The sequence below is a fragment of the Streptomyces sp. NPDC024632 genome (assembly GCF_055559175.1).
In genome coordinates, this window is the sequence record NZ_JBVHLD010000027.1 from 35,412 (window position 1) to 54,446 (window position 19,035).

Annotated in this window: 17 protein-coding genes and 2 tRNA genes; 11 read left to right on the forward strand and 8 right to left on the reverse strand. The window is 71.8% G+C overall.

Annotated features, from left to right (window positions below; translation table 11 throughout):
• Positions 1 to 121: 121 nt before the first annotated feature.
• Complete coding sequence (locus ACZ37P_RS36865; protein WP_391044330.1) at positions 122 to 661, reverse strand: NUDIX hydrolase; 540 nt, start codon at positions 659 to 661, stop codon at positions 122 to 124.
• Positions 658 to 2,100 carry a zinc-dependent metalloprotease gene (locus ACZ37P_RS36870; RefSeq protein ID WP_355347395.1) on the reverse strand — a complete coding sequence of 481 codons (1,443 nt, stop codon included), beginning with the start codon at positions 2,098 to 2,100 and terminating at the stop codon, positions 658 to 660. Before ACZ37P_RS36870 ends, ACZ37P_RS36865 begins: the two co-directional genes overlap by 4 nt.
• Before the next feature lie 167 nt (positions 2,101 to 2,267).
• Here ACZ37P_RS36870 and ACZ37P_RS36875 point away from each other — a divergent pair, with 167 nt between their 5' ends.
• The 4 genes from ACZ37P_RS36875 (at position 2,268) to ACZ37P_RS36890 (ending at position 5,410) form a co-directional block, all read left to right on the forward strand.
• The gene (locus ACZ37P_RS36875; protein WP_355347392.1) at positions 2,268 to 3,371 is read left to right on the forward strand and encodes an SDR family oxidoreductase; all 1,104 of its coding nucleotides are present in this window, start codon (positions 2,268 to 2,270) and stop codon (positions 3,369 to 3,371) included.
• A gap of 78 nt (positions 3,372 to 3,449) precedes the next feature.
• The gene (locus ACZ37P_RS36880; protein WP_401306525.1) at positions 3,450 to 3,929 is read left to right on the forward strand and encodes a molybdenum cofactor biosynthesis protein MoaE; all 480 of its coding nucleotides are present in this window, start codon (positions 3,450 to 3,452) and stop codon (positions 3,927 to 3,929) included.
• A 126-nt stretch (positions 3,930 to 4,055) separates the two neighbouring features.
• Entirely contained in the window at positions 4,056 to 4,235 is a 180-nt protein-coding gene (locus ACZ37P_RS36885) for a hypothetical protein (protein WP_355347386.1), read from the forward strand.
• A 101-nt stretch (positions 4,236 to 4,336) separates the two neighbouring features.
• Positions 4,337 to 5,410 carry a YlbL family protein gene (locus ACZ37P_RS36890; RefSeq protein ID WP_401306521.1) on the forward strand — a complete coding sequence of 358 codons (1,074 nt, stop codon included), beginning with the start codon at positions 4,337 to 4,339 and terminating at the stop codon, positions 5,408 to 5,410.
• Between the two features lie 74 nt (positions 5,411 to 5,484).
• On the opposite strand, the gene ACZ37P_RS36895 is transcribed toward ACZ37P_RS36890, so the two are convergent.
• Positions 5,485 to 6,042: a PPA1309 family protein gene (locus tag ACZ37P_RS36895; protein WP_355347380.1), complete on the reverse strand. Its 558-nt coding sequence runs from the start codon at positions 6,040 to 6,042 to the stop codon at positions 5,485 to 5,487.
• Between the two features lie 132 nt (positions 6,043 to 6,174).
• Here ACZ37P_RS36895 and ACZ37P_RS36900 point away from each other — a divergent pair, with 132 nt between their 5' ends.
• The 5 genes from ACZ37P_RS36900 (at position 6,175) to ACZ37P_RS36920 (ending at position 13,262) form a co-directional block, all read left to right on the forward strand.
• Positions 6,175 to 9,066 carry a UPF0182 family membrane protein gene (locus ACZ37P_RS36900; RefSeq protein WP_467350886.1) on the forward strand — a complete coding sequence of 964 codons (2,892 nt, stop codon included), beginning with the start codon at positions 6,175 to 6,177 and terminating at the stop codon, positions 9,064 to 9,066.
• 82 nt (positions 9,067 to 9,148) lie between these two features.
• Positions 9,149 to 9,222: transfer RNA gene (locus ACZ37P_RS36905), tRNA-Met, on the forward strand.
• A 249-nt stretch (positions 9,223 to 9,471) separates the two neighbouring features.
• Entirely contained in the window at positions 9,472 to 11,409 is a 1,938-nt protein-coding gene (locus ACZ37P_RS36910) for a tetratricopeptide repeat protein (protein WP_467350840.1), read from the forward strand.
• A gap of 175 nt (positions 11,410 to 11,584) precedes the next feature.
• Positions 11,585 to 11,658, forward strand: a tRNA-Met gene (locus ACZ37P_RS36915).
• Between the two features lie 275 nt (positions 11,659 to 11,933).
• The gene (locus ACZ37P_RS36920; protein ID WP_467350841.1) at positions 11,934 to 13,262 is read left to right on the forward strand and encodes a HEAT repeat domain-containing protein; all 1,329 of its coding nucleotides are present in this window, start codon (positions 11,934 to 11,936) and stop codon (positions 13,260 to 13,262) included.
• Here ACZ37P_RS36920 and ACZ37P_RS36925 read toward each other — a convergent pair.
• A complete protein-coding gene (locus tag ACZ37P_RS36925; protein ID WP_355347371.1) occupies positions 13,228 to 13,638 on the reverse strand; it encodes a Fur family transcriptional regulator in 411 nt (136 codons plus the stop codon). The genes ACZ37P_RS36920 and ACZ37P_RS36925 overlap by 35 nt on opposite strands.
• 187 nt (positions 13,639 to 13,825) lie before the next feature.
• On the opposite strand from ACZ37P_RS36925, the gene ACZ37P_RS36930 reads away from it, so the two are divergent.
• Positions 13,826 to 15,277: a catalase gene (locus ACZ37P_RS36930; protein ID WP_355347428.1), complete on the forward strand. Its 1,452-nt coding sequence runs from the start codon at positions 13,826 to 13,828 to the stop codon at positions 15,275 to 15,277.
• Positions 15,278 to 15,408: 131 nt separating this feature from the next.
• Here the strand turns inward: ACZ37P_RS36930 and ACZ37P_RS36935 are convergent, their stop codons facing one another.
• Together ACZ37P_RS36935 and hisN are read right to left on the reverse strand one after the other, a co-directional pair.
• The gene (locus tag ACZ37P_RS36935; RefSeq protein ID WP_391161618.1) at positions 15,409 to 15,858 is read right to left on the reverse strand and encodes a CBS domain-containing protein; all 450 of its coding nucleotides are present in this window, start codon (positions 15,856 to 15,858) and stop codon (positions 15,409 to 15,411) included.
• A gap of 207 nt (positions 15,859 to 16,065) precedes the next feature.
• Positions 16,066 to 16,875, reverse strand: coding sequence for a histidinol-phosphatase (hisN, locus tag ACZ37P_RS36940; RefSeq protein ID WP_401725533.1), 810 nt, complete (start codon positions 16,873 to 16,875; stop codon positions 16,066 to 16,068).
• Positions 16,876 to 17,020: 145 nt separating this feature from the next.
• Between hisN and ACZ37P_RS36945 the strand changes: the two genes are divergently transcribed.
• On the forward strand, positions 17,021 to 17,569 hold the full coding sequence (locus ACZ37P_RS36945; protein WP_391161617.1) for a TetR/AcrR family transcriptional regulator: 549 nt from the start codon (positions 17,021 to 17,023) through the stop codon (positions 17,567 to 17,569).
• A 36-nt stretch (positions 17,570 to 17,605) separates the two neighbouring features.
• Here the strand turns inward: ACZ37P_RS36945 and ACZ37P_RS36950 are convergent, their stop codons facing one another.
• On the reverse strand, positions 17,606 to 17,929 hold the full coding sequence (locus tag ACZ37P_RS36950) for a DMT family transporter (protein WP_355347359.1): 324 nt from the start codon (positions 17,927 to 17,929) through the stop codon (positions 17,606 to 17,608).
• 99 nt (positions 17,930 to 18,028) lie between these two features.
• Positions 18,029 to 19,030 (reverse strand): ribosome small subunit-dependent GTPase A, encoded by a 1,002-nt coding sequence (gene rsgA, locus ACZ37P_RS36955; protein WP_355347356.1) that lies wholly within the window; start codon positions 19,028 to 19,030, stop codon positions 18,029 to 18,031.
• Between the last annotated feature and the right edge of the window lie 5 nt (positions 19,031 to 19,035).

A 19,035-nucleotide genomic window follows, 5' to 3' on the forward strand; every position in this document is an offset into this window, starting at 1 on the left:
CGCCGTGGGAGGGCCAGCGGAGGCGGGGCGGGTAGGGGGAGGGGGGGCGAAAAAAGAGAAAAAAAGGGGAGCGGGCTACCCCCCCCAGCGCCACCCACCCCCCACCTCTTTCCGGCCCGTGTCAGGCGCTCCGCGTCAGCGCGCGTATCCGGCCCAGCAGCGCCTGTACGGAGCTGTCGGCGACCGCCGCGACCTCGTCGTAGCCGAACCAGCGCAGATCCAGCGACTCGTCGCTGATCGCCTCGACGGCGCCCTCGGGGGCGACGACCGCGTACTGCACGTCCAGATGCCACGCGCAGGGCGTACGGTGCCGGTCCAGAGCCACCGGCTCGGGCCGCAGCAGGCCGAGACCGGCGATCCCGGACTCCTCCGCGCTCTCCCGCAGCGCCGCCCCGGCCAGGGTGGTGTCCTGCGGCTCGCAGTGGCCGCCGGTCTGGAGCCACATGCGCAGCTTGGCGTGCAGCGTCAGCAGGGCGCGCTCGCGCGGCGGGTCGACCACCAGCGCGCTCGCCGTGATGTGCCCGTCGGCGCACGCCTTCCACATGCCGTCGGGATACGCCGCCAGGTGTGCCAGATACTCCTCGCGCAGCCGCTCCTGCCCCTCGTCGGGCGCACTCCACCGCTCCAGGACGCCGACCGCGTCCGCGTGCAGAAGGCTCACTTGCCGGAGTCGCCGTCCTCGTCGGGGTTCTCGCCCTTGTCGGCCGCGTCGCCGGGCGCCTCGGGCTTGCGGTCGCCGCCGCTCGCGGCCTCGCCGAGCATCTTGTCCAGCTCGGAGAAGTCGACGCCCTCGCTGTGTACGAAGCCGTCCGGGTCGTCCAGGTCGGCGGCGGTCGGCAGCATGTCGGGGTGCGCCCACAGGCCGTCGCGGCCGTCGACACCGCGGGCGTCGGTCAGCGAGGCCCACAGCCGGGAGGCGTCCCGCAGCCTGCGGGGCCGCAGCTCAAGACCGATCAGGGTGGCGAAGGTCTGCTCGGCGGGACCGCCGGTGGCGCGGCGGCGGCGCAGCGTCTCGCGCAGCGCGCCCGCGGACGGCAGGTGCGGGGCGGCGGCCTCGTGCACGACCGCGTCCACCCAGCCCTCGACGAGCGCGAGGGCCGTCTCCAGGCGGGCCAGCGCCGCCTTCTGCGCCGGGGTGTCCTCGGGCTGGAACATGCCCTGCTGAAGCGCTTCCTGAAGCTGCTCGGGCTGCGAGGGGTCGAGCTGCCCCACCGCCTCCTCCAGCCGCGCGGTGTCGACCTTGATCCCGCGCGCGTAACCCTCCACGGCGCCGAACAGATGCGCGCGCAGCCACGGCACGTGCGCGAAGAGCCGCTGGTGGGCGCTCTCGCGCAGCGCCAGGTAGAGCCGCACCTCCTCCTGCGGGACGCCCAGGCCCTCGCCGAAGGCGGTCACATTCGCGGGGAGCAGCGCGGCCTTGCCCGCCGGGCCCAGGGGAAGGCCGACATCGGTGGAGCCGACGACCTCACCGGCCAGGGTGCCGAGCGCCTGCCCGATCTGGGAGCCGAACATCGCGCCGCCCATCGAGCGCATCATCCCGATCAGCGGGCCGGACATGGCCTGCATCTCCTCGGGCAGCACATCGCCCATCGCCCCGGCGACGCGCTCGGCGACCGGGTCGACCAGTTCCTTCCACACCGGAAGCGTCGCCTCGACCCACTCCGCGCGGCTCCAGGCCACCGCGGAGCCGGACCCGGACGGCAGCGAGGTGGCGCTGTCCAGCCACAGATCCGCCAGCCGTACGGCCTCCTCGACCCACGAGCGGTCGGCGCGGCCGACGGTCGCGTCCTTGACGCCGTCCTGGGTGCCCTGGGCGACCGTCTGGCGGGCGATGTCCTTGGCCATGTCCCAGTTCACCGGGCCGCCGTCGTAGGACAGCATCTGGCCGAGCTGCTGGAAGGCGGCCCCCAGGTCGTTGGGGTTGAGCGAGCCGAACATCGCCGCGAACGGGTTGTCGCCGGCGGCGCCGCCGCCGACGCCACCGAAGCCGAACGGGTTCGGCGCTCCGCCCTGGCCCCCTTCGCCCTTGTTCTTCCGGCCGTCGTCCCCGTCCTCGGGCTCCTCGGGAGGGACGCCGAATCCGAATGGGTTGTCACTCACGGGATTCCTCGGCTCTGTGTTGTGATGGGCTGGGGTTGTGTCGGGCTCGGTGTACGGGCAGTACCTCCAGCCTAGACACGTGTCAGGCAGGATGGCTGCGTACCGACGTCACGCCGATGGCGTGCGCCAGCCGCACCCGTACTTGAAACAACCGTGGGAGACACCCGGTGAGTTCCCCAGAAGGACACGTTCGCCCAGAGCGGAGCGCGGGCAGGGCCGCGTCGGGACCGGTGGTCGCGATCACCGGCGCCGCGTCCGGCGTGGGCCGCCAGCTGGCGCTCAGGCTCGTGGAATCCGACCAGGTCAAGAAGGTCGTGGCGATCGACGAACGGCGCGGTGACGTGCCCGGTGCGACCTGGCGGGTGCTCGACGTGCGGGACCCGGTCATCGCCGACAAATTGCGCGGCGCGGACGTCGTCGTCCACCTCGCGCTCGACCTGGACCTGGAATCCGACGCCAAGGCGCGGTCCGCGTTCAATGTGCGCGGTACGCAGACCGTACTGACCGCCGCCGCTGCCGCGGGCGTGCACCGTGTGGTGCTGTGCACCTCGGCGATGGTCTACGGCGCCCAGGCCGACAACGACGTGCCGCTCGCCGAGGACGCCCCGCTGCGGGCCACCTCGGAGGCCAGCTTCGTGGACGACCTGCTGGAGATCGAACGGCTCGGCCGCCGCGCCCCGCGCGCCCACCCCGGCCTCAATGTGACGGTTCTGCGCCCGGCCGTCCTGGTCGGCGGCACGGACACCGCGCTGACCCGCTACTTCGAGTCGCCGCGGCTGCTGGTGGTGGCGGGCAGCAGGCCGTGCTGGCAGTTCTGCCACGTCGAGGACCTGGTGTCGGCGCTGGAGTACGCCGTCCTGGAGAAGGTCGACGGCGAGATGGCGGTGGGCTGCGACGGCTGGCTGGAGCAGGAGGAGATCGAGGAGCTGACCGGGATCCGGCGCATGGAACTGCCCGCGGCCATCGCCTTCGGCGCCGCCGCCCGGCTGCACCGCCTCGGCCTGACCCCGTCGCCCGCGGGGGACCTCGCGTACACGATGCACCCGTGGGTGGTCAGCGGCAGCCGCCTGCACGAGGCGGGCTGGCGCCCGCAGTGGTCCAACGAGGAGGTGCTGGCCGAGCTGCTCGCCGAGGTCGAGGGCCGCAATTCGCTCGCGGGCCGCAGGCTCGGCCGCAAGGACGCCACGACGCTGGGCGCGGCGGGCGCCACGGTCGCGCTGGTCGGTACGGCGGCGCTGGTGCGCAGGGCCCGCAAGCGGCGCGGCCTCTAGATCCGAAGGCGCGTCCGTCGCCCCGCGGCGGTGGAAGCCGCTTTCCGTATCGCGGGCATATGAGGCAGCATGTGCCGCATGGCATCCACGCACGACGAACACGCCGCCCCCGCCGACCGCGCCCGGGCCGCCGACGGTCCGATCCGGCTGCTCGCGATCCGCGACACCCCGCTGTCGCTGGACGAGGTCTTCGCCTCGGTCGGCGACGACGCGGCCGGCGGCACGGCGCTGTTCGTCGGGACGGTACGCGACCACGACGGCGGTTCGGCCGCCGAGGTCACCGGTCTGGCGTACTCGGCGCACCCCAGCGCGGAGGCCGAACTGCGCGGGATCGCCGAGAAGATCGCCGCCGACTACCCGGTACGCGCGCTGGCCGCCGTCCACCGGGTGGGTGAACTGCGGGTCGGCGACATCGCGGTGATCGTCGCCGTCTCCTGCCCGCACCGCGGCGAGGCGTTCGAGGCCAGCCGCCGCTTCATCGACGACCTCAAGAGCGAGGTCCCGATCTGGAAGCACCAGACATTCACCGACGGCACCGAGGAATGGGTCGGCGTCTAGGGCCTGTCCGGCGGATCGTGAGCGACGCGCGGGGGCGTAACCCCGTACCCCACCGGGCCGTTGGTGCACAGAGCGGTTAATCTGCTCATACGTCCGTTTTGGTGTACATGGGGTCGGGAGTTCGACGTGGCAGCACTCGCTTGGTTGCTCATTCCGTTGGTCGCCGCGGTGTTCGCCGCGGTCTGGGCACGCTGGGCGTCGCACACCCGCACCACCGGGGACGGCGCGTCGCTCGCCGGGTACGAGCGGTTCCGGCAGGCCATGCAGGCCGAGTCGGCGGAGAAGCCGGACACCGAGACGGTCTGAGGACCGGGCACCGGGACGGCAGAACAGGCGCCGCACGGCCGCGTACCCGTCCGGACTCACCCCGCGGGCCGGTTGTCCGGCGGTTCCCGTAGGGTCGTGCCATGCCACGCCGCACCGCGACGCTGCTCGCCTCGACACTGACGCTGATAGCGCTGCTGTGCATCGCGCTGCTGGCTCCCGCACCGTACTCGGAGATGTCGCCGGGACCGACGGTGAACACGCTCGGGAGCTACGACGGCGAAATGGTCATCCAGATCGGCGGCCACAAGACGTACGCGACCTCGGGTCACCTCAACATGACCACCGTGCGGGTCACCGGCGCCGACTACTCCATGAACCTGGTGGAGTCGCTGCTCGGCTGGGCGCGGCGGGACGACAAGGTCGTGGAGCACGACACGCTGTACCCGAAGGGGCAGACGGCCCAGGAGGCCGACCAGCAGAACGCCGAGGAGTTCAGCCAGTCACAGGACAGCGCCAAGTACGCGGCGCTGACCTCGCTGAAGATCCCCGTTCCCTCGCGGGTGATCGTGGCGGCCGTCGTCAGCGGCGGGGCGTCCGAAGGCGAACTGCACGCGGGCGATGTGATCAAGGCCGTCGACGGCACCGCGATCACCAAGGCCGACCAGGTCGCGGGCCTGGTCACCAAGCACAAGCCGGGCGAGAAGGTGGTCTTCACGATCATCCCGGCCGCCGACGCGAAGAAGAAGCTGGACACCACGCAGAAGGTGACCATCACCACCCGCGCCTCGGACGACGGCGGCCCGTCGCGCGCCGTGGTCGGCATCCAGGCGGGCGTCGAGCACCTGTACCCGTTCACCATCGACATCAAGCTCGCCGACGTCGGCGGACCCAGCGCGGGCATGATGTTCGCGCTCGGCATCATCGACAAGCTGACGCCCGACGACCTGACCGGCGGCAAATTCGTCGCGGGCACCGGCACCATCGACGACAACGGCAAGGTCGGACCGATCGGCGGCATCAGCCTGAAGACGATCGGCGCGCGCGACAAGGGCGCGCAGTTCTTCCTCACCCCGGCCGACAACTGCGAAGAGGCCGCCAAGAGCATCCCCTCGGGCCTCACCCTGGTGAAGGTGAAGACCCTCGACGACGCCTTGGCGGCGCTGAAGGACATCAAGTCGGGCAACGACGCGGCGCTGCCGAGCTGCAAGAGCTGAGACCGGCGCAGTCCCGGTCCGCTCAGTCCCGGTCAGCTCAGGTCGGTTCAGCCCGGCGGCGCCACACCGGGCGCTCAGACCTCGAAGGTCGCCGACAGCGCCTCCGCCAGACCCGGCACCAGATCGGAACCGGTCAGCACCTCGGTCGGCGTGTCCTTGGCCCGCAGCCGTACGGCCGACTCCCGCGCGCCGTCCCGCAGCACCGCGACCGTCATCCGCACCTCCTGGCGCTGCGGGTGCGCCGCCACCCACGTGGCCAGCGAGGCGTCGTCCAGGCCCTCGGGGATGGCCGCCTCGGCGGCGGGCGGCAGCATCAGCCGCTCCACGGTCAGCGCGCAGCCCGCGATCACCTCGGGCCACGCGATCGTCGCCAGGAACTCGTCGAGCGCCGTGCCGGACGGCAGCTCGTCCTGCTCGATCGGGGTCAGCGACCCCGTCTCGTTCGTCTCGGTCAGGCCGAGTTGATCGGCGAGGCCGGGTTCCTGCGTACGGAGCTGCGCGGTGTCGACAAGGGCGAACAGCCGTGCGGGCCGGTCCCAGCCGAGGCCGGACGCGTACTCGTCGATTTCCAGTACGGCACGGGTCAGCGGGCTCGCCGCGAGCGGTGCACCATCGGTCGCATTGTTGGACATGGTCAGTATCCTGCCTCTTCCCTTGCCGGAATCGGGAACCGGCCAAAGCGTAGGTAAGTTGCACCAGTGGGAGTCCGACCCGGGACACCCCAGAAATACGGACAATTCGAGGTGCGCACCTTGGTATTCGAGATGCCGGACCGCGGCGGAGGATCGTCGGGGCCACGGATCAGAGTCGGCCGCCCATCCCGGCGGACCCGGACGTTGCTCATCACGATCGGCGTGCTCGCCGGTCTGATGATCGCGTTCGTGATCTTCGCGGGATTCTGGACCGACTGGCTCTGGTACCGATCGGTTCACTACTCGTCGGTCTTCACCACCACGCTCTGGACCAAGGTCGGTCTGTTCTTCGTCTTCGGCCTGCTGATGGCCGGAGCGGTCGGCGTGAACATCTATCTGGCACACCGGCTCCGCCCGCCGCTCAGCGCGATGTCGCTGGAGCAGCAGAGCCTCGACCGCTACCGGATGGGTCTCGCGCCGTACAAGAAGTGGGTGCTCCTCGGGGTCTGCGCGGTGGTCGGGCTCATCGCCGGCGGATCGGCCTCGGGGCAGTGGCGGCTGTGGCTGCTGTGGACGAACGCCACGAAGTTCAACGTCAAGGACCCGCAGTTCCACAAGGACGTGTCCTTCTACGCCTTCGACCTGCCCTGGTACCGCTTCCTGCTGAGCTTCGGCTTCGCGGCCGTGGTGCTCTCGCTGGTCGCCGCCGCCCTGGTGCACTACCTGTACGGCGGGCTGCGGATCACCTCGCCCGGCGGCCGGGCCACGGCCGCCGCCACCGGGCATCTGTCGGTCCTGCTGGGCATCTTCATCTCGCTCAAGGCGGTCGCCTACTGGCTGGACCGCTACGGCCTCGCGGTGAAGTCCAGCGGCTTCAAGGCCACCGACAACTGGACCGGTCTGCGGTACGTGGACGCGAACGCGTATCTGCCCGCCAAAACGATCCTGTTCTGCATCGCGGTGATCTGCGCGCTGCTGTTCTTCGCGACGCTCTGGCGCCGCACCTGGTCGCTGCCGATGATCGGCTTCGGCCTGATGGTGCTCTCGGCGATCCTGATCGGCGGCCTCTACCCGGCCATCGTGCAGAAGTTCCAGGTGCAGCCGAACGAGGCGGCCAAGGAAGCGCCGTACATCCAGAAGAACATCGATGCCACGCGGGCCGCGTACGGCATCAAGGACAGCCAGGTGAAGCCGTACAGCGGCACCAGCGAGTCCAGTACGGAAAAGCTGCGGGCCGACGCGGACACCACGGCGAGCGTGCGCGTGCTGGACCCGAACGTGGTCTCGCCCACGTACCAGCAGTTGCAGCAGACGCGCGGCTACTACGCCTTCCCCTCCACGCTCGACGTCGACCGCTACAGCGACGCCAAGGGCAAGGAGCAGGACACGGTCGTCGGCCTGCGCGAGCTGAACATCAACGGCATCCCCGAGAACAACTGGATCAACGACCACTTCAAGTACACCCACGGCTACGGCATCGTCGCCGCCAAGGGCACCGATGTGTCCAGTGACGGCTCACCGGCCTTCACCGAGAAGGACCTGCCGACCACCGGCCAGCTCGGCACGTACGAGCAGCGGGTCTACTACGGCGAGCGGACGACGCAGTACTCGATCGTCGGCGGTCCGACCCAGGAGATCGACTACACCGACGCGGGCGGCGAGAAGCCGTTCACGTACACCGGCAAGAGCGGCGTGGACCTGTCCAACCCGCTGACGCGGGCGGCGTACGCGGTGCAGTTCGGCGAGCCGCAGATCCTGTACTCGGGGGCGATCGGCAAGGGCTCGAAGATCCTCTACAACCGCACTCCCAAGGAGCGGGTGGAGTCGGTCGCGCCCTGGCTGACCATCGACGGCGACCCGTACCCGGCCGTGGTCAACGGCCAGGTGGAGTGGATCGTCGACGCCTACACCACCACCAACGGCTATCCGTACGCGTCGCGCACCACGCTCGGCGACACCACGACCGACTCGCTCACCGACGACCAGCGGTCCGTCATCGCGCAGCAGAATCAGGTCAACTACATCCGCAACTCGGTCAAGGCGACCGTGAACGCGTACACCGGTGAGGTCACGCTCTACCAGTGGGACACCCAGGACCCGGTGCTCAAGACGTGGATGAAGGCGTTCCCGCACACGGTGCAGCCGAAGGACAAGATCAGCGCCGAGCTGATGGACCACCTGCGCTACCCGCAGGACCTGTTCAAGGTGCAGCGGCAACTGCTCACCAAGTACCACGTCACCAAGGCGTCCACCTTCTACACCGGCAGTGAGGTGTGGGAGGTCCCGGACGACCCGGCCGCCCAGACGGGCAAGGCGGTGCCGCCGTACTACCTGAGTCTGAAGATGCCCGACCAGTCGGAGCAGGCGTTCTCGCTGACGTCCACCTTCACGCCGAACGACCGCTCCAACCTGAGCGCGTTCATGGCGGTGAACGCCGACGCGTCCAGCAAGGACTACGGCACGATCAGAGTGCTGCAACTGCCGCCGAACACCACGGTCGACGGGCCCAAACAGGTGCAGGCCAAGCTCAACTCCGACAACAAGGTCGCGCCGCAGATCAACCAGCTCAAACGGGCGGGCGCGGACACCACCGTGGAGTACGGCAATCTGCTCACCGTGCCGATGGACGGCGGGCTGATGTACGTGGAGCCGGTGTACGTACGCGGCGCGGGCAACAACTACCCGCTGATGAAGAGCGTGGTGGTGCTCTTCGGCGACCGGATCGGCTTCCAGCCCACGCTGAAGGCCGCGCTGGACGAGGTGTTCGGCCCCGACGGCGAGTCGACGACGAAGCCGCCGCCGGACGACACCACGCAGCCGCCGCCGACGACCAGCCCGCCGACCACCAGCCCACCGGGCGACGCGACGCTGGAGCAGGCCCTGACGGACGCTCAGAAGGCGTACGACGACGGTCAGGCGGCGCTGAAGAAGGGCGACTGGCAGGCGTACGGCGAGGCGCAGAAGAAGCTCTCCGAGGCGCTGAAGCAGGCGCGGGAGGCGGAGAAGGCGGCCAAGGGGACATAAGACGGGGCCGATCGACCTGATGGGTCGACAAGCGGGCTGATCGGGTGACACTCCGCGTCGTGGTACGGTGAGGACACAACGACGCGGGGTGGAGCAGCTCGGTAGCTCGCTGGGCTCATAACCCAGAGGTCGCAGGTTCAAATCCTGTCCCCGCTACTGTACGAAGAGGGCCAAAGTCAACTGACTTTGGCCCTCTTCACTTATATGGGGGATGTTCGGTGAACGGGGTTTCGCAAGCCGCCTTGTCGGGAAGTCGACAAACCGCTGAAGTGACCAATCGGGTTGCGGTATACCAGGTGTACGGCGGTAGTGGACGGTGCGACGATGGACCTCATGGGGGATGGTGCAAGACTGCTGAACACTCGTCAGATCCACGAACGGCGTGGTTCTACGGGCGATGTCGACATGTCGACCGAAAGGTTGGCCCAGGAGTCGGCTTCGACGCCCGTGACCGCGTCCGCGACCGTGCCCGTCACCGCGACCGCGCTGCTGCCCGCACCGCGCCCGTCGGCTGAGCAGCCCGCGTTCGCCGAACTCACCGCGTCCACCGGGACGGTGGCCACCCGGTCCCTGGGGCCCGTCGCCGCCCCGGCCGCCGGGCTCAACGACCTGCCCGGGCTTCCCGAACCGACCGACGAGGACGGCCTCGCGCTCCGCGAGGAGGCCGAGATCGAGGCGCGCCACCGGCACGCCGCCGACCTCGGCGACCCGTACGCCATGAGCGCGCTCGGCACGCTGCTGCTGCGCCGCGGCGACCTCGACGGCGCGGAGCCGTACCTGCGCGCCGCCGTCACGCACGGGGACCGCGCCGCCGCCAACAACCTGGCCCTGCTGCTGCACCAGCGCGGTTACGCCGACGAGGCGGCCGACTGGTGGCGGACCGCCGCCGTGGCGGGCTCCGCGCCCGCCGCGCACGCGCTGGGCCGGCACTACCGCGAGCGCGGCGACGAGCCCGCGGCCGAGTACTGGCTGCGGCAGGCCGCCGAGTCCGGCCACACGCTGGGCGCGTACGCGCTGGCCGACCTGCTCGACCACCGGCGCGAGAGCGGCGCCGAGCGCTGGTTCCGCGCCGCGGCCGAGCACGGCCACCGCGAGGCCGCGTACCGCCTCGCCCGGATATGCGCCGCGCGCGGCCAGAACCACGAGGCCGAGCAGTGGTACCGGCAGGCCGCCGCGCGCCGCCACCGGCGGGCCGCGCTGCGCCTGGGCACGCTCCTGGAGGAGCGCGGCGAGCAGGCGGAGGCGGGCCGCTGGTATCTGACGGCCGCCAGGGACGGCGAGGCGCGGGCCGCCTGCGCGCTGGCGTTCCTGCTGCGCGACGCGGGCGACATCGACCAGGCCGCCACCTGGTGGCGGCGCGCCGCCCAGGCGGGCGACGGCCAGGCCGCCAACGCGCTCGGCGCGCTGCACGCCCAGGAGGGCGAGACGCAGACCGCCGAGCGCTGGTACCGCACGGCCCTGGACGCGGGCGACATCAACGGCGCCTACAACCTCGGCCTGCTCTGCGCGGGCCAGAGCCGCAACGCGCAGGCCGAGCAGTGGTACCGCAAGGCCGCGTATGCCGGGCACCGCGAGGCCGCCAACGCGCTGGCCGTGCTGCTGCTCCAGCGCGGCGACGCGATGGGCGCCGAGCCGTGGTTCTCCAAGGCCGCGGAGGCGGGCAGCATCGACGCCGCCTTCAACCTCGGCATCCTGCACGCCGGGCGCGAGGAAGCCGACACCGCGCGCGCCTGGTACGAGCGGGCCGCCGCCGCCGGGCACGCCGAGGCCGCCCTCCAGGTGGCCATCGCGCTCCAGCGCGACGGCGACCACCACGCCGCCGAGCGGCACCTGCGGTGCGCCGCGGGCGGCGGCAGCCCGGAGGCCGCCTTCCGGCTCGGCGCGCTCCTGGAGCGCAGGCAGCGCGAGCGGGACGAGGGCGACGCGGGGGCGGAGGCCACGGGCAGCGTCGAGGCGGAGGAGTGGTACGAGCGGGCCGCCCGGCAGGGGCACCGCCGCGCCCAGGTACGGCTCGGCATGTGCGCCGCCAAGCGCGGGGACGTGGTGGACGCGGCGCACTGGTACCGGCAGGCCGCCGATGCCGGTTCGCGCAACGGGGCCTTCAACCTCGGGCTGCTGCTGGCCCGCGAGGGCGCCGAGCCCGAGGCCGCCCTGTGGTGGACGCGGGCCGCGGACGCCGGGCACGGCCGCGCCGCCCTGCGGATGGCGCTGCTCTCCGCCCGGCGCGGCGAGCTGGCCGAGGCGCAGCACTGGTGCTCCCGCGCGGTCACCTACGGGCCCGCCGAGGTCGCCGAGCGCGCGGCCCGGCTGACCGCCGCGGTCAAGCACGAGCTGACCGCGTGAGCCGACGGTCGTCAGCGGCGGTTGACCAGGTCATCCGTACGGTTCCTGACCGTTTCCGGCTGAGGGGCGCCCCGCCCGGGGCACCCCTCAGCCGGAATGGCCACCCGCTCCGACGGCCGCCCGCCTATGGATTTGCGCTGGTCAGGAACGCTGGTCTACAGTGAGGGCACAACGACGCGGGGTGGAGCAGCTCGGTAGCTCGCTGGGCTCATAACCCAGAGGTCGCAGGTTCAAATCCTGTCCCCGCTACGGAAAGAGAAGGCCCGGAAGCCAATGGCTTCCGGGCCTTCTTCCTGTGCGACACCGGTCGTCGGCCGGACTGCGGGGCCGGGTCGCTGGGCGCTGCGCGCGCGGCGGCACCGCGCGCTTTCTCTTAGTCTCCTTGTGCGGGCTTCTTATTCGGGCAAAGACCCGCCGAACCGTCTTGGGCGCGGCACCTTCGCGCGCGATCCTGGTCGGGTACGACGGGCGAGGAGGCGGGATTGCTGCGCAGGCGGCGAGGGCGATCCGAGGCGGGTGTCACCGTGGTGGACACGGGACGCTGGCAGCGCTGGTGCGAGGCCGCGCTCGGCGGGCGTCGCGAGGACGCGGTGACCTTGCTCGCGGGCCTGCGCGCCGTCGTCGAGGACGGACCGCCGTACGACAGGGCCGCGGCGCTCGCCGCGCTCGGCGACGCTCCCGCCGACCTCCTGCTGCTGCTCGACCGGCACGCCAGGCCCTGGCACGGCGGCGGCGCCCACCGCTGGGCCGCCGGCGGCCACGCCGGTGTCGATCCGCTGCGTCTGCTGCTGGCCTCGCTCGACGAGGACGGCCGGGTGCGGGCCGGGGCCGTCGAGAGCCTGGCCGGGTGCGGCGGGCCGCTGGCCGTGGCCGCGCTCGCCCTGCGGACGGTCGACTGGGTGCCGGAGGTGAGCGAGCGCGCCACCGCCGCCCTGGTGGCCCGCAACGCGCCGGACGAGGTGGCCGCTGCCGTCCGCGTGCTGCTCAGGCTCGGCGGCAGGCGCCGGGCGGGCGGGCTGCTCGCCTCGTACCGCGCGGTGCTGAGCGAGCCTCCGCACCGCCGCGCCGTGCGGGCGCTGGCCGCCGACTCCGACCCGCTGGCCCGCCGCTTCGGCGTCGAACTCGCCCTGGACCTCGGCAGTTACGTCCGCGGCGACCTGCTGCGGACCGCGCTGCACGACCGCGACCAGGTCTGCCGCAGGCTCTGCGCGCAGCGGCTGCTGGAGCTCGACCCCGACCAGGCGGGCCGGTTGATGTGGGCGCGCGGCGCGGGCGTACGGGAGCTGGCGGTGGCCGCGCTGCCCGGCGACGTGCCCGCCACGCGGCTGGTCGCGCCGCTGGCCGACCGGGCCAGGATGGTACGGGCGCAGGCCCGTTGGCAGTTGTACCGGCGCGGGGAGCCGCCCGCCGACGTCTACCGCAGGCAGCTCCGCAAGGTCGGCAGGGCGACCGCGCCCCGGCTCGTCGCGGGACTGGCGGCCGGTCTCGGGGAGTGCGGGGACGCCTCCGACGCGGCGCTGCTGACGCGGCTGCTCGGACCCCGCGAGCGCGATCATGCCGAGAACTGGCCGCCGATGGTGCGCAGGGCCGCCGCCCGCGCGATCGGGCGGCTGGCCAAGCCCGCCGAACTGGTCGGCCTGCTCGGCCCGTTGGCGACCGATCCCGATCCGGGCGTGGCGCGCGAGGTGTTCGAGGCGCTGGCCCGGGTGCCGGCCGATGTCCCGGTGGAGACCTTGTGGGTCGGCAGGACCCGTACGGAACCGGCCGTACGCAGGGCCGCCGAGCGGATCGGCGGCAGGGCCTGCGAGCGGACCGTGCCTACGAGCAGTCCGGGCACAGTCCCCGGTAGGTGACCTCGGCCGCCTGGACCGCGAAGCCGAAGCGTTCGGTCGGGGGGAGGGCCGCGAGCGGGTCGCCGTGCGGGTGGACGTCGCGGATGGTGCCGCAGCGGGAGCAGACCAGGTGCTGGTGCGGCCGGTGCGCGTTGGGGTCGTAGCGCTTGGCGCGGCCGTCGGTGGCGACCTCGATGATCTCGCCGATGCTCACCATCTCGCCCAGCGTGTTGTACACCGTGGCGCGGGAGATCTCCGGCAGCCGTGCGATGGCACGCGCGTGCACCTCGTCGGCGGTGAGATGGACATGGTCGCCGTCGAGGACCTCCGCCACCACGCGCCGCTGGGCGGTCAGCCGCCAGCCGCGTTCGCGCAGTCGTTCCAGCAGGTCGCTCATGCGAGCCAGGGTAACAGCGGGGCAACCTGGATCGAAAGGGTCTGTTCCTGACTCCCATCCTCTATTGGCTCTCTTCTTGACTTAGACATTGTCCAGAGTAGGATCGGCTCCGGCGCGAGCCGATGGGCATGCCGGGGGACCGGACGATCTGGAGGAGAAGCACGTGACGGTTCAGGAGACGGGTCCGCTGACCACGAGTGCGCTGACCACGGAGGCCGGGGCGCCGGTCGCGGACAACCAGAACAGCGAGACGGCGGGCCTCGGCGGCCCGGTGCTCGTCCAGAGCCAGCACCTGCTGGAGAAGCTCGCGCACTTCAACCGCGAGCGCATCCCGGAGCGGGTCGTGCACGCGCGCGGCGCCGGTGCGTACGGCACCTTCACGCTGACCCGTGACGTCTCGCGCTGGACGCGGGCGAAGTTCCTGTCCGAGGTCGGCAAGCGGACCGAGACGTTCCTGCGCTTCTCCACCGTCGCGGGCAACCTCGGCTCGGCCGACGCCGTCCGCGACCCGCGCGGCTTCGCGCTGAAGTTCTACACCGAGGAGGGCAACTACGACCTCGTCGGCAACAACACCCCGGTGTTCTTCATCAAGGACGCCCTGAAGTTCCCCGACTTCATCCACACCCAGAAGCGCGACCCGTACACCGGCTCCCAGGAGGCGGACAACGTCTGGGACTTCTGGGGGCTCAGCCCGGAGTCCACACACCAGGTGACCTGGCTCTTCGGCGACCGCGGCATCCCGGCCAGCTACCGGCACATGAACGGCTACGGCTCGCACACCTACCAGTGGAACAACGAGGCCGGAGAGGTCTTCTGGGTCAAGTACCACTTCAAGACCGACCAGGGGATCAGGAACCTCGCCACCGGGGAGGCCGTGCGCGTCTCGGGCATGGACCCCGACTCCCACCAGCGCGACCTGCGCGAGGCGATCGAGCGCGGCGCGTTCCCGTCCTGGACCGTGCAGGTGCAGATCATGCCCGCGGCGGACGCGGCCACGTACCGCTTCAACCCGTTCGACCTCACCAAGGTGTGGCCGCACGCGGACTACCCGCCGGTCGAGATCGGCAGGCTGGAGCTGAACCGCAACCCGGAGAACGTCTTCGCCGAGGTCGAGCAGTCGGTCTTCAGCCCCGCGCACTTCGTGCCCGGCATCGGCCCGTCCCCGGACAAGATGCTCCAGGGCCGCCTGTTCGCGTACGGCGACGCGCACCGCTACCGGGTCGGCGTCAACGCCGACCACCTGCCGGTCAACCGCCCGCACGCCACCGAGGCGCGGACGCACAGCAGGGACGGCGCCCTCTACGACGGCCGCCACCAGGGTGCCAAGAACTACGAGCCGAACAGCTTCGGCGGTCCGGCCGAGACCGGCCGCCCGCTGTGGGAGTCCGTCGAGGTGTCCGGCGCGACCCGGTACTCCGCCGCGCCCGCGCACGCCGAGGACGACGACTTCGGGCAGGCGGGCACCCTGTACCGGCTCATGTCCGAGGACGAGAAGACCCGGCTGATCGACAACCTGGCGGGCTTCATCGCCAAGGTCTCCCGCGAGGACGTCGTCGAGCGCGCCGTCGACAACTTCCGCCGCGCGGACCCCGACTACGGCAAGCGACTGGAGGCAGCGGTCCAGGCCCTCCGCACCTGACCCGTCGCTCGCCGTTGGCCGAAGAGGCCGGACGCCAAAGGGCTCCGGCCTCTTCTGCGCGTCCGCGTGCGGAACCGAAGGCGCGTGCGTGCCGTTCCGAAGCCGAGCGTGCCGGCCGTTCCGAAAAGCGGTTACGCGCTGGTCAGGGCGGTCGCGGTCGGTGTCGTGGCCGGTGACGCGGACGGCGTCGTGGCCGGTGTCGCGGGCCGCTGCGCGGACCAGCAGCGGATGATGTCGCGGACGGAGACCACGCCGATCGGATCGCGGCCCTCAAGGACGACCAGGTGACGGAAACCGCCGTGCAGCATGGCGGCGGCGGCCTCGTCGAGGGTCCACTGCGGGGCGGCGAAGACGACATCGGTCGTGGTGTGGGCGTGGGCGAGTTCGCGGTCGGGGCTGAGGCCGTCCCCGATCGCGTCGAGGACGTCGCGCTCGGTGAGGATGCCGAGACCGCAGGTGTCGGTGTCGAGGACTATGGCCGCGCCGACTCGGCGGGCGGACATCAACTGGGCGGCCTGGCGGAGGGTGTGGGCGGGGCCGATGGTGAGTACCACCGTGCTCATCGCGTCGCGGACCAGCATGGGACGGGCACCTCCTTGTGTGAAGCCCTCACACGGGACCGCCGTCCGGCGAGCCGGGAGACGCTCGCGTGAACGGTTTCACAAGTTCACAAGCGGGGGCACCTTCATAGTCACACGCCCCCGGAGGACCGGCAAGGGGGCGCGCGAAGCTCCCGCCGCGAGGTGACCCGCCGCCGCGCGCGGCTCGCGCCGCGCCGCTCCGACCTGCTAGGCGACGCCGTCCGAACCGCCCACGTACCCCAGCAGCTCCTCGTGCAGCAGGCCGTTGGAGGCCGCCGCGTTCCCGCCGAAGGGGCCCGGCTCGCCGTCGAGCGAGGTGAAGCGGCCACCGGCCTCGCGCACGATCACGTCGTTGGCCGCCATGTCCCACATGCTCAGCTCGGGCTCCGCGCAGATGTCCACCGAACCCTCGGCGACCATCATGTACGGCCAGAAGTCGCCGTAGCCGCGGGTGCGCCAGACGTCGCGCGACAGGCGCAGGAAGCCGTCGAGCCGCCCCCGCTCCTCCCAGCCGCTCAGCGAGGAGTACGCGAACGACGCGTCCTCCAGCCGGCTCACGCCCGAGACGTGCAGCCGGGTCGCCGACGACAGGCTGCGGCCGGTGTACGCGCCGTCGCCCTTCGCCGCCCACCAGCGGCGGCCGAGCGCGGGCGCGGAGACCACGCCGACCACGCTCTCGTCGCCCTGCTCGCCGCGGACCATCAGCGCGATCAGGGTCGCCCACACCGGAACGCCGCGCACATAGTTCTTGGTGCCGTCGATCGGGTCGATCACCCAGCGGCGCGGCCCCGCGCCCTGGCTGCCGTACTCCTCGCCGAGCACCGCGTCCCGCGGGCGCGCCCGCGCCAACTGACCCCGGATCAGCTCCTCGGCCGCCTTGTCCGCCTCGCTCACCGGCGTCAGGTCGGGCTTGGTCTCGACCTTGAGGTCGAGCGCCTTGAAGCGGGCCATGGTCGCGGCGTCGGCGGCATCGGCCAGCACGTGGGCCAGGCGCAGATCGTCGTTGAATTCGGGCATAAGCCGAACAGTAGCGATCTCGCCTGGTCCCGGTCATCTCCGACCTGCGCGCAACCTTGACAGACCAGGACAGCGCGTCAATTCTTTCCGCACGGCCGCTGTCCGCGCCATCGCGCGGACACCTCGTGGCGCCTTGGAGGCAATGATGCCTACAGCGCGGGAATCGCTCCTGGACGCGGCGTTCGCCGCGCTCGGCGACCGGCCCTGGGAAGCCGTACGGATGGTCGAGGTCGCGGCGGCGGCCGGGGTGTCGCGGCAGACCCTCTACAACGAGTTCAGCAGCAAGGAAGGGCTCGCGCGCGCCCTCGCCCGGCGCGAGACCGAGGGCTATCTGGGCGGTGTCGACCGCGAGTTGGCCGCCGCGGGCCGGGTCGGCGCCGACGCGGGGGAGTGCTTCGCGGGCGCCGCGGGCTGGACCCTGCGGTCCGCCCGGCGCAGTCCGGTGGTCGCCGCCGCCCTCACCGGCGCCGACGGCGGCCTGGTCGAATCCCTCAAGGCCCGTACGGTCGACGCGCTCGTCCGCGGCTACCCGCGGCTGCGGCCCCAGGACATCGGATGGGCCTGCGAGGCGGCGATCCGGCTCACCCTGTCGTACGTGATCGCGCCCGCCGCCAGTGACGAGGAGGCGTGTCTGCGGGTGGCGCAGCTCGTCCGCAGCCTGCTGTCGTGGCCCGCGACGGGGGAGGAGCCGTAGCGGGCCACGGTCCGCGCGGGCGCCGCCCGTGAACCGTCAGTGCGCCGAGCCGGAGATCTGGAGGCCGATGACGCCCGCGATCACCAAGGAGATGGACACGATCTTCAGCGTGGAGACGACGTCGCCGAGGAAGATCATGCCGTAGATCGCGGTGCCCGCCGCGCCGATGCCGGTCCAGACGGCGTACGCCGGGCCGACGTCCAGCTTCTTCAGCGACAGCGTCAGCAGACCGAAGGAGCCCAGCGCGAACAGGGCGAAGGCGATGGTCGGCCAGATACGGGTGAAGCCGTGCGACAGCTTGAGGCAGACCGCGAACCCCGTCTCAAGGATGCCTGCGACCACCACGAGCAGCCAGGCCATCGGGTGCCTCCCGTTCCCACTCCGTCTCCGAAACCTGTGTGCGCTGTCGATCATCACACAGCCTGCCCGGAAACCGCCCCTCCGGTCGCCGAAAGGACGTCAGTCTCCCTCGCGCCGCTCGCGGGTGGCCAGCAGCCGCCGCAGCGAGTCCAGCCGGGCGGGCTCGGCGTGCCCCGCCGCGACCCACGCGTCCAGCGCGCACTCCGGCTCGTCGTGCGAGCAGCCGCGCGGGCACTCCTCGGTGCCCGGCTCCAGGTCGGGGAAGGCGTGGATGACCCGCGACGGATCGATGTGGTGCAGGCCGAACGACCGTACGCCCGGGGTGTCGATCACCCATCCCGTGTCGCCCGGCAGCGGCAGTGCGAGCGCCGAGGTGGTGGTGTGCCGGCCGCGCCCGGTCACCGCGTTCACCGAGCCGGTGGTGCGCTGACGCTCCACCAGCGCGTTGACCAGCGTGGTCTTTCCGACGCCGCTGTGGCCGACGAAGGCCGTCACATGCCCGGCCAGCCGCTCGCGGATCTGGTCGACCCCGCCGGTCAGGAAGTCGTCCCTGTTGGTCACCACATACGCCAGATCCAGCGCGCCGTACGTCTCCAACAGCGGCGCGGCCGGGGCCAGATCGGACTTGGTGAGCACCAGCAGCGGCTTCAGACCCGCGTCGAAGGCCGCGACCAGGCAGCGGTCGATCATCCGGGGACGCGGCTCGGGGTCGGCCAGCGCCGTGACGATCGCGAGCTGGTCGGCGTTGGCGACCACCACCCGCTCGAACGGGTCGTCGTCGTCGGCCGTCCGCCGCAGCACCGACTTGCGCGGCTCGATCCGTACGATCCGGGCCAGGGTGTCCTTCGCGCCCGACAGGTCGCCGACGACCGCGACCCGGTCGCCGACCACCATCGACTTGCGGCCCAGTTCGCGGGCCTTCATCGCGACCACCTCGCGGTCGTCGACCAGCACGGTCAGCCGCCCGCGGTCCACGGTCAGCACCATGCCCTCGGCGGCGTCCTCGTGCTTGGGCCTGATCGTGCTGCGCGGCCGGTTGCCCTTGGCGTTGGGGCGGACTCTGACGTCGTCCTCGTCGGGGTTCTTTCCGTAGCGGCGCACGGCGG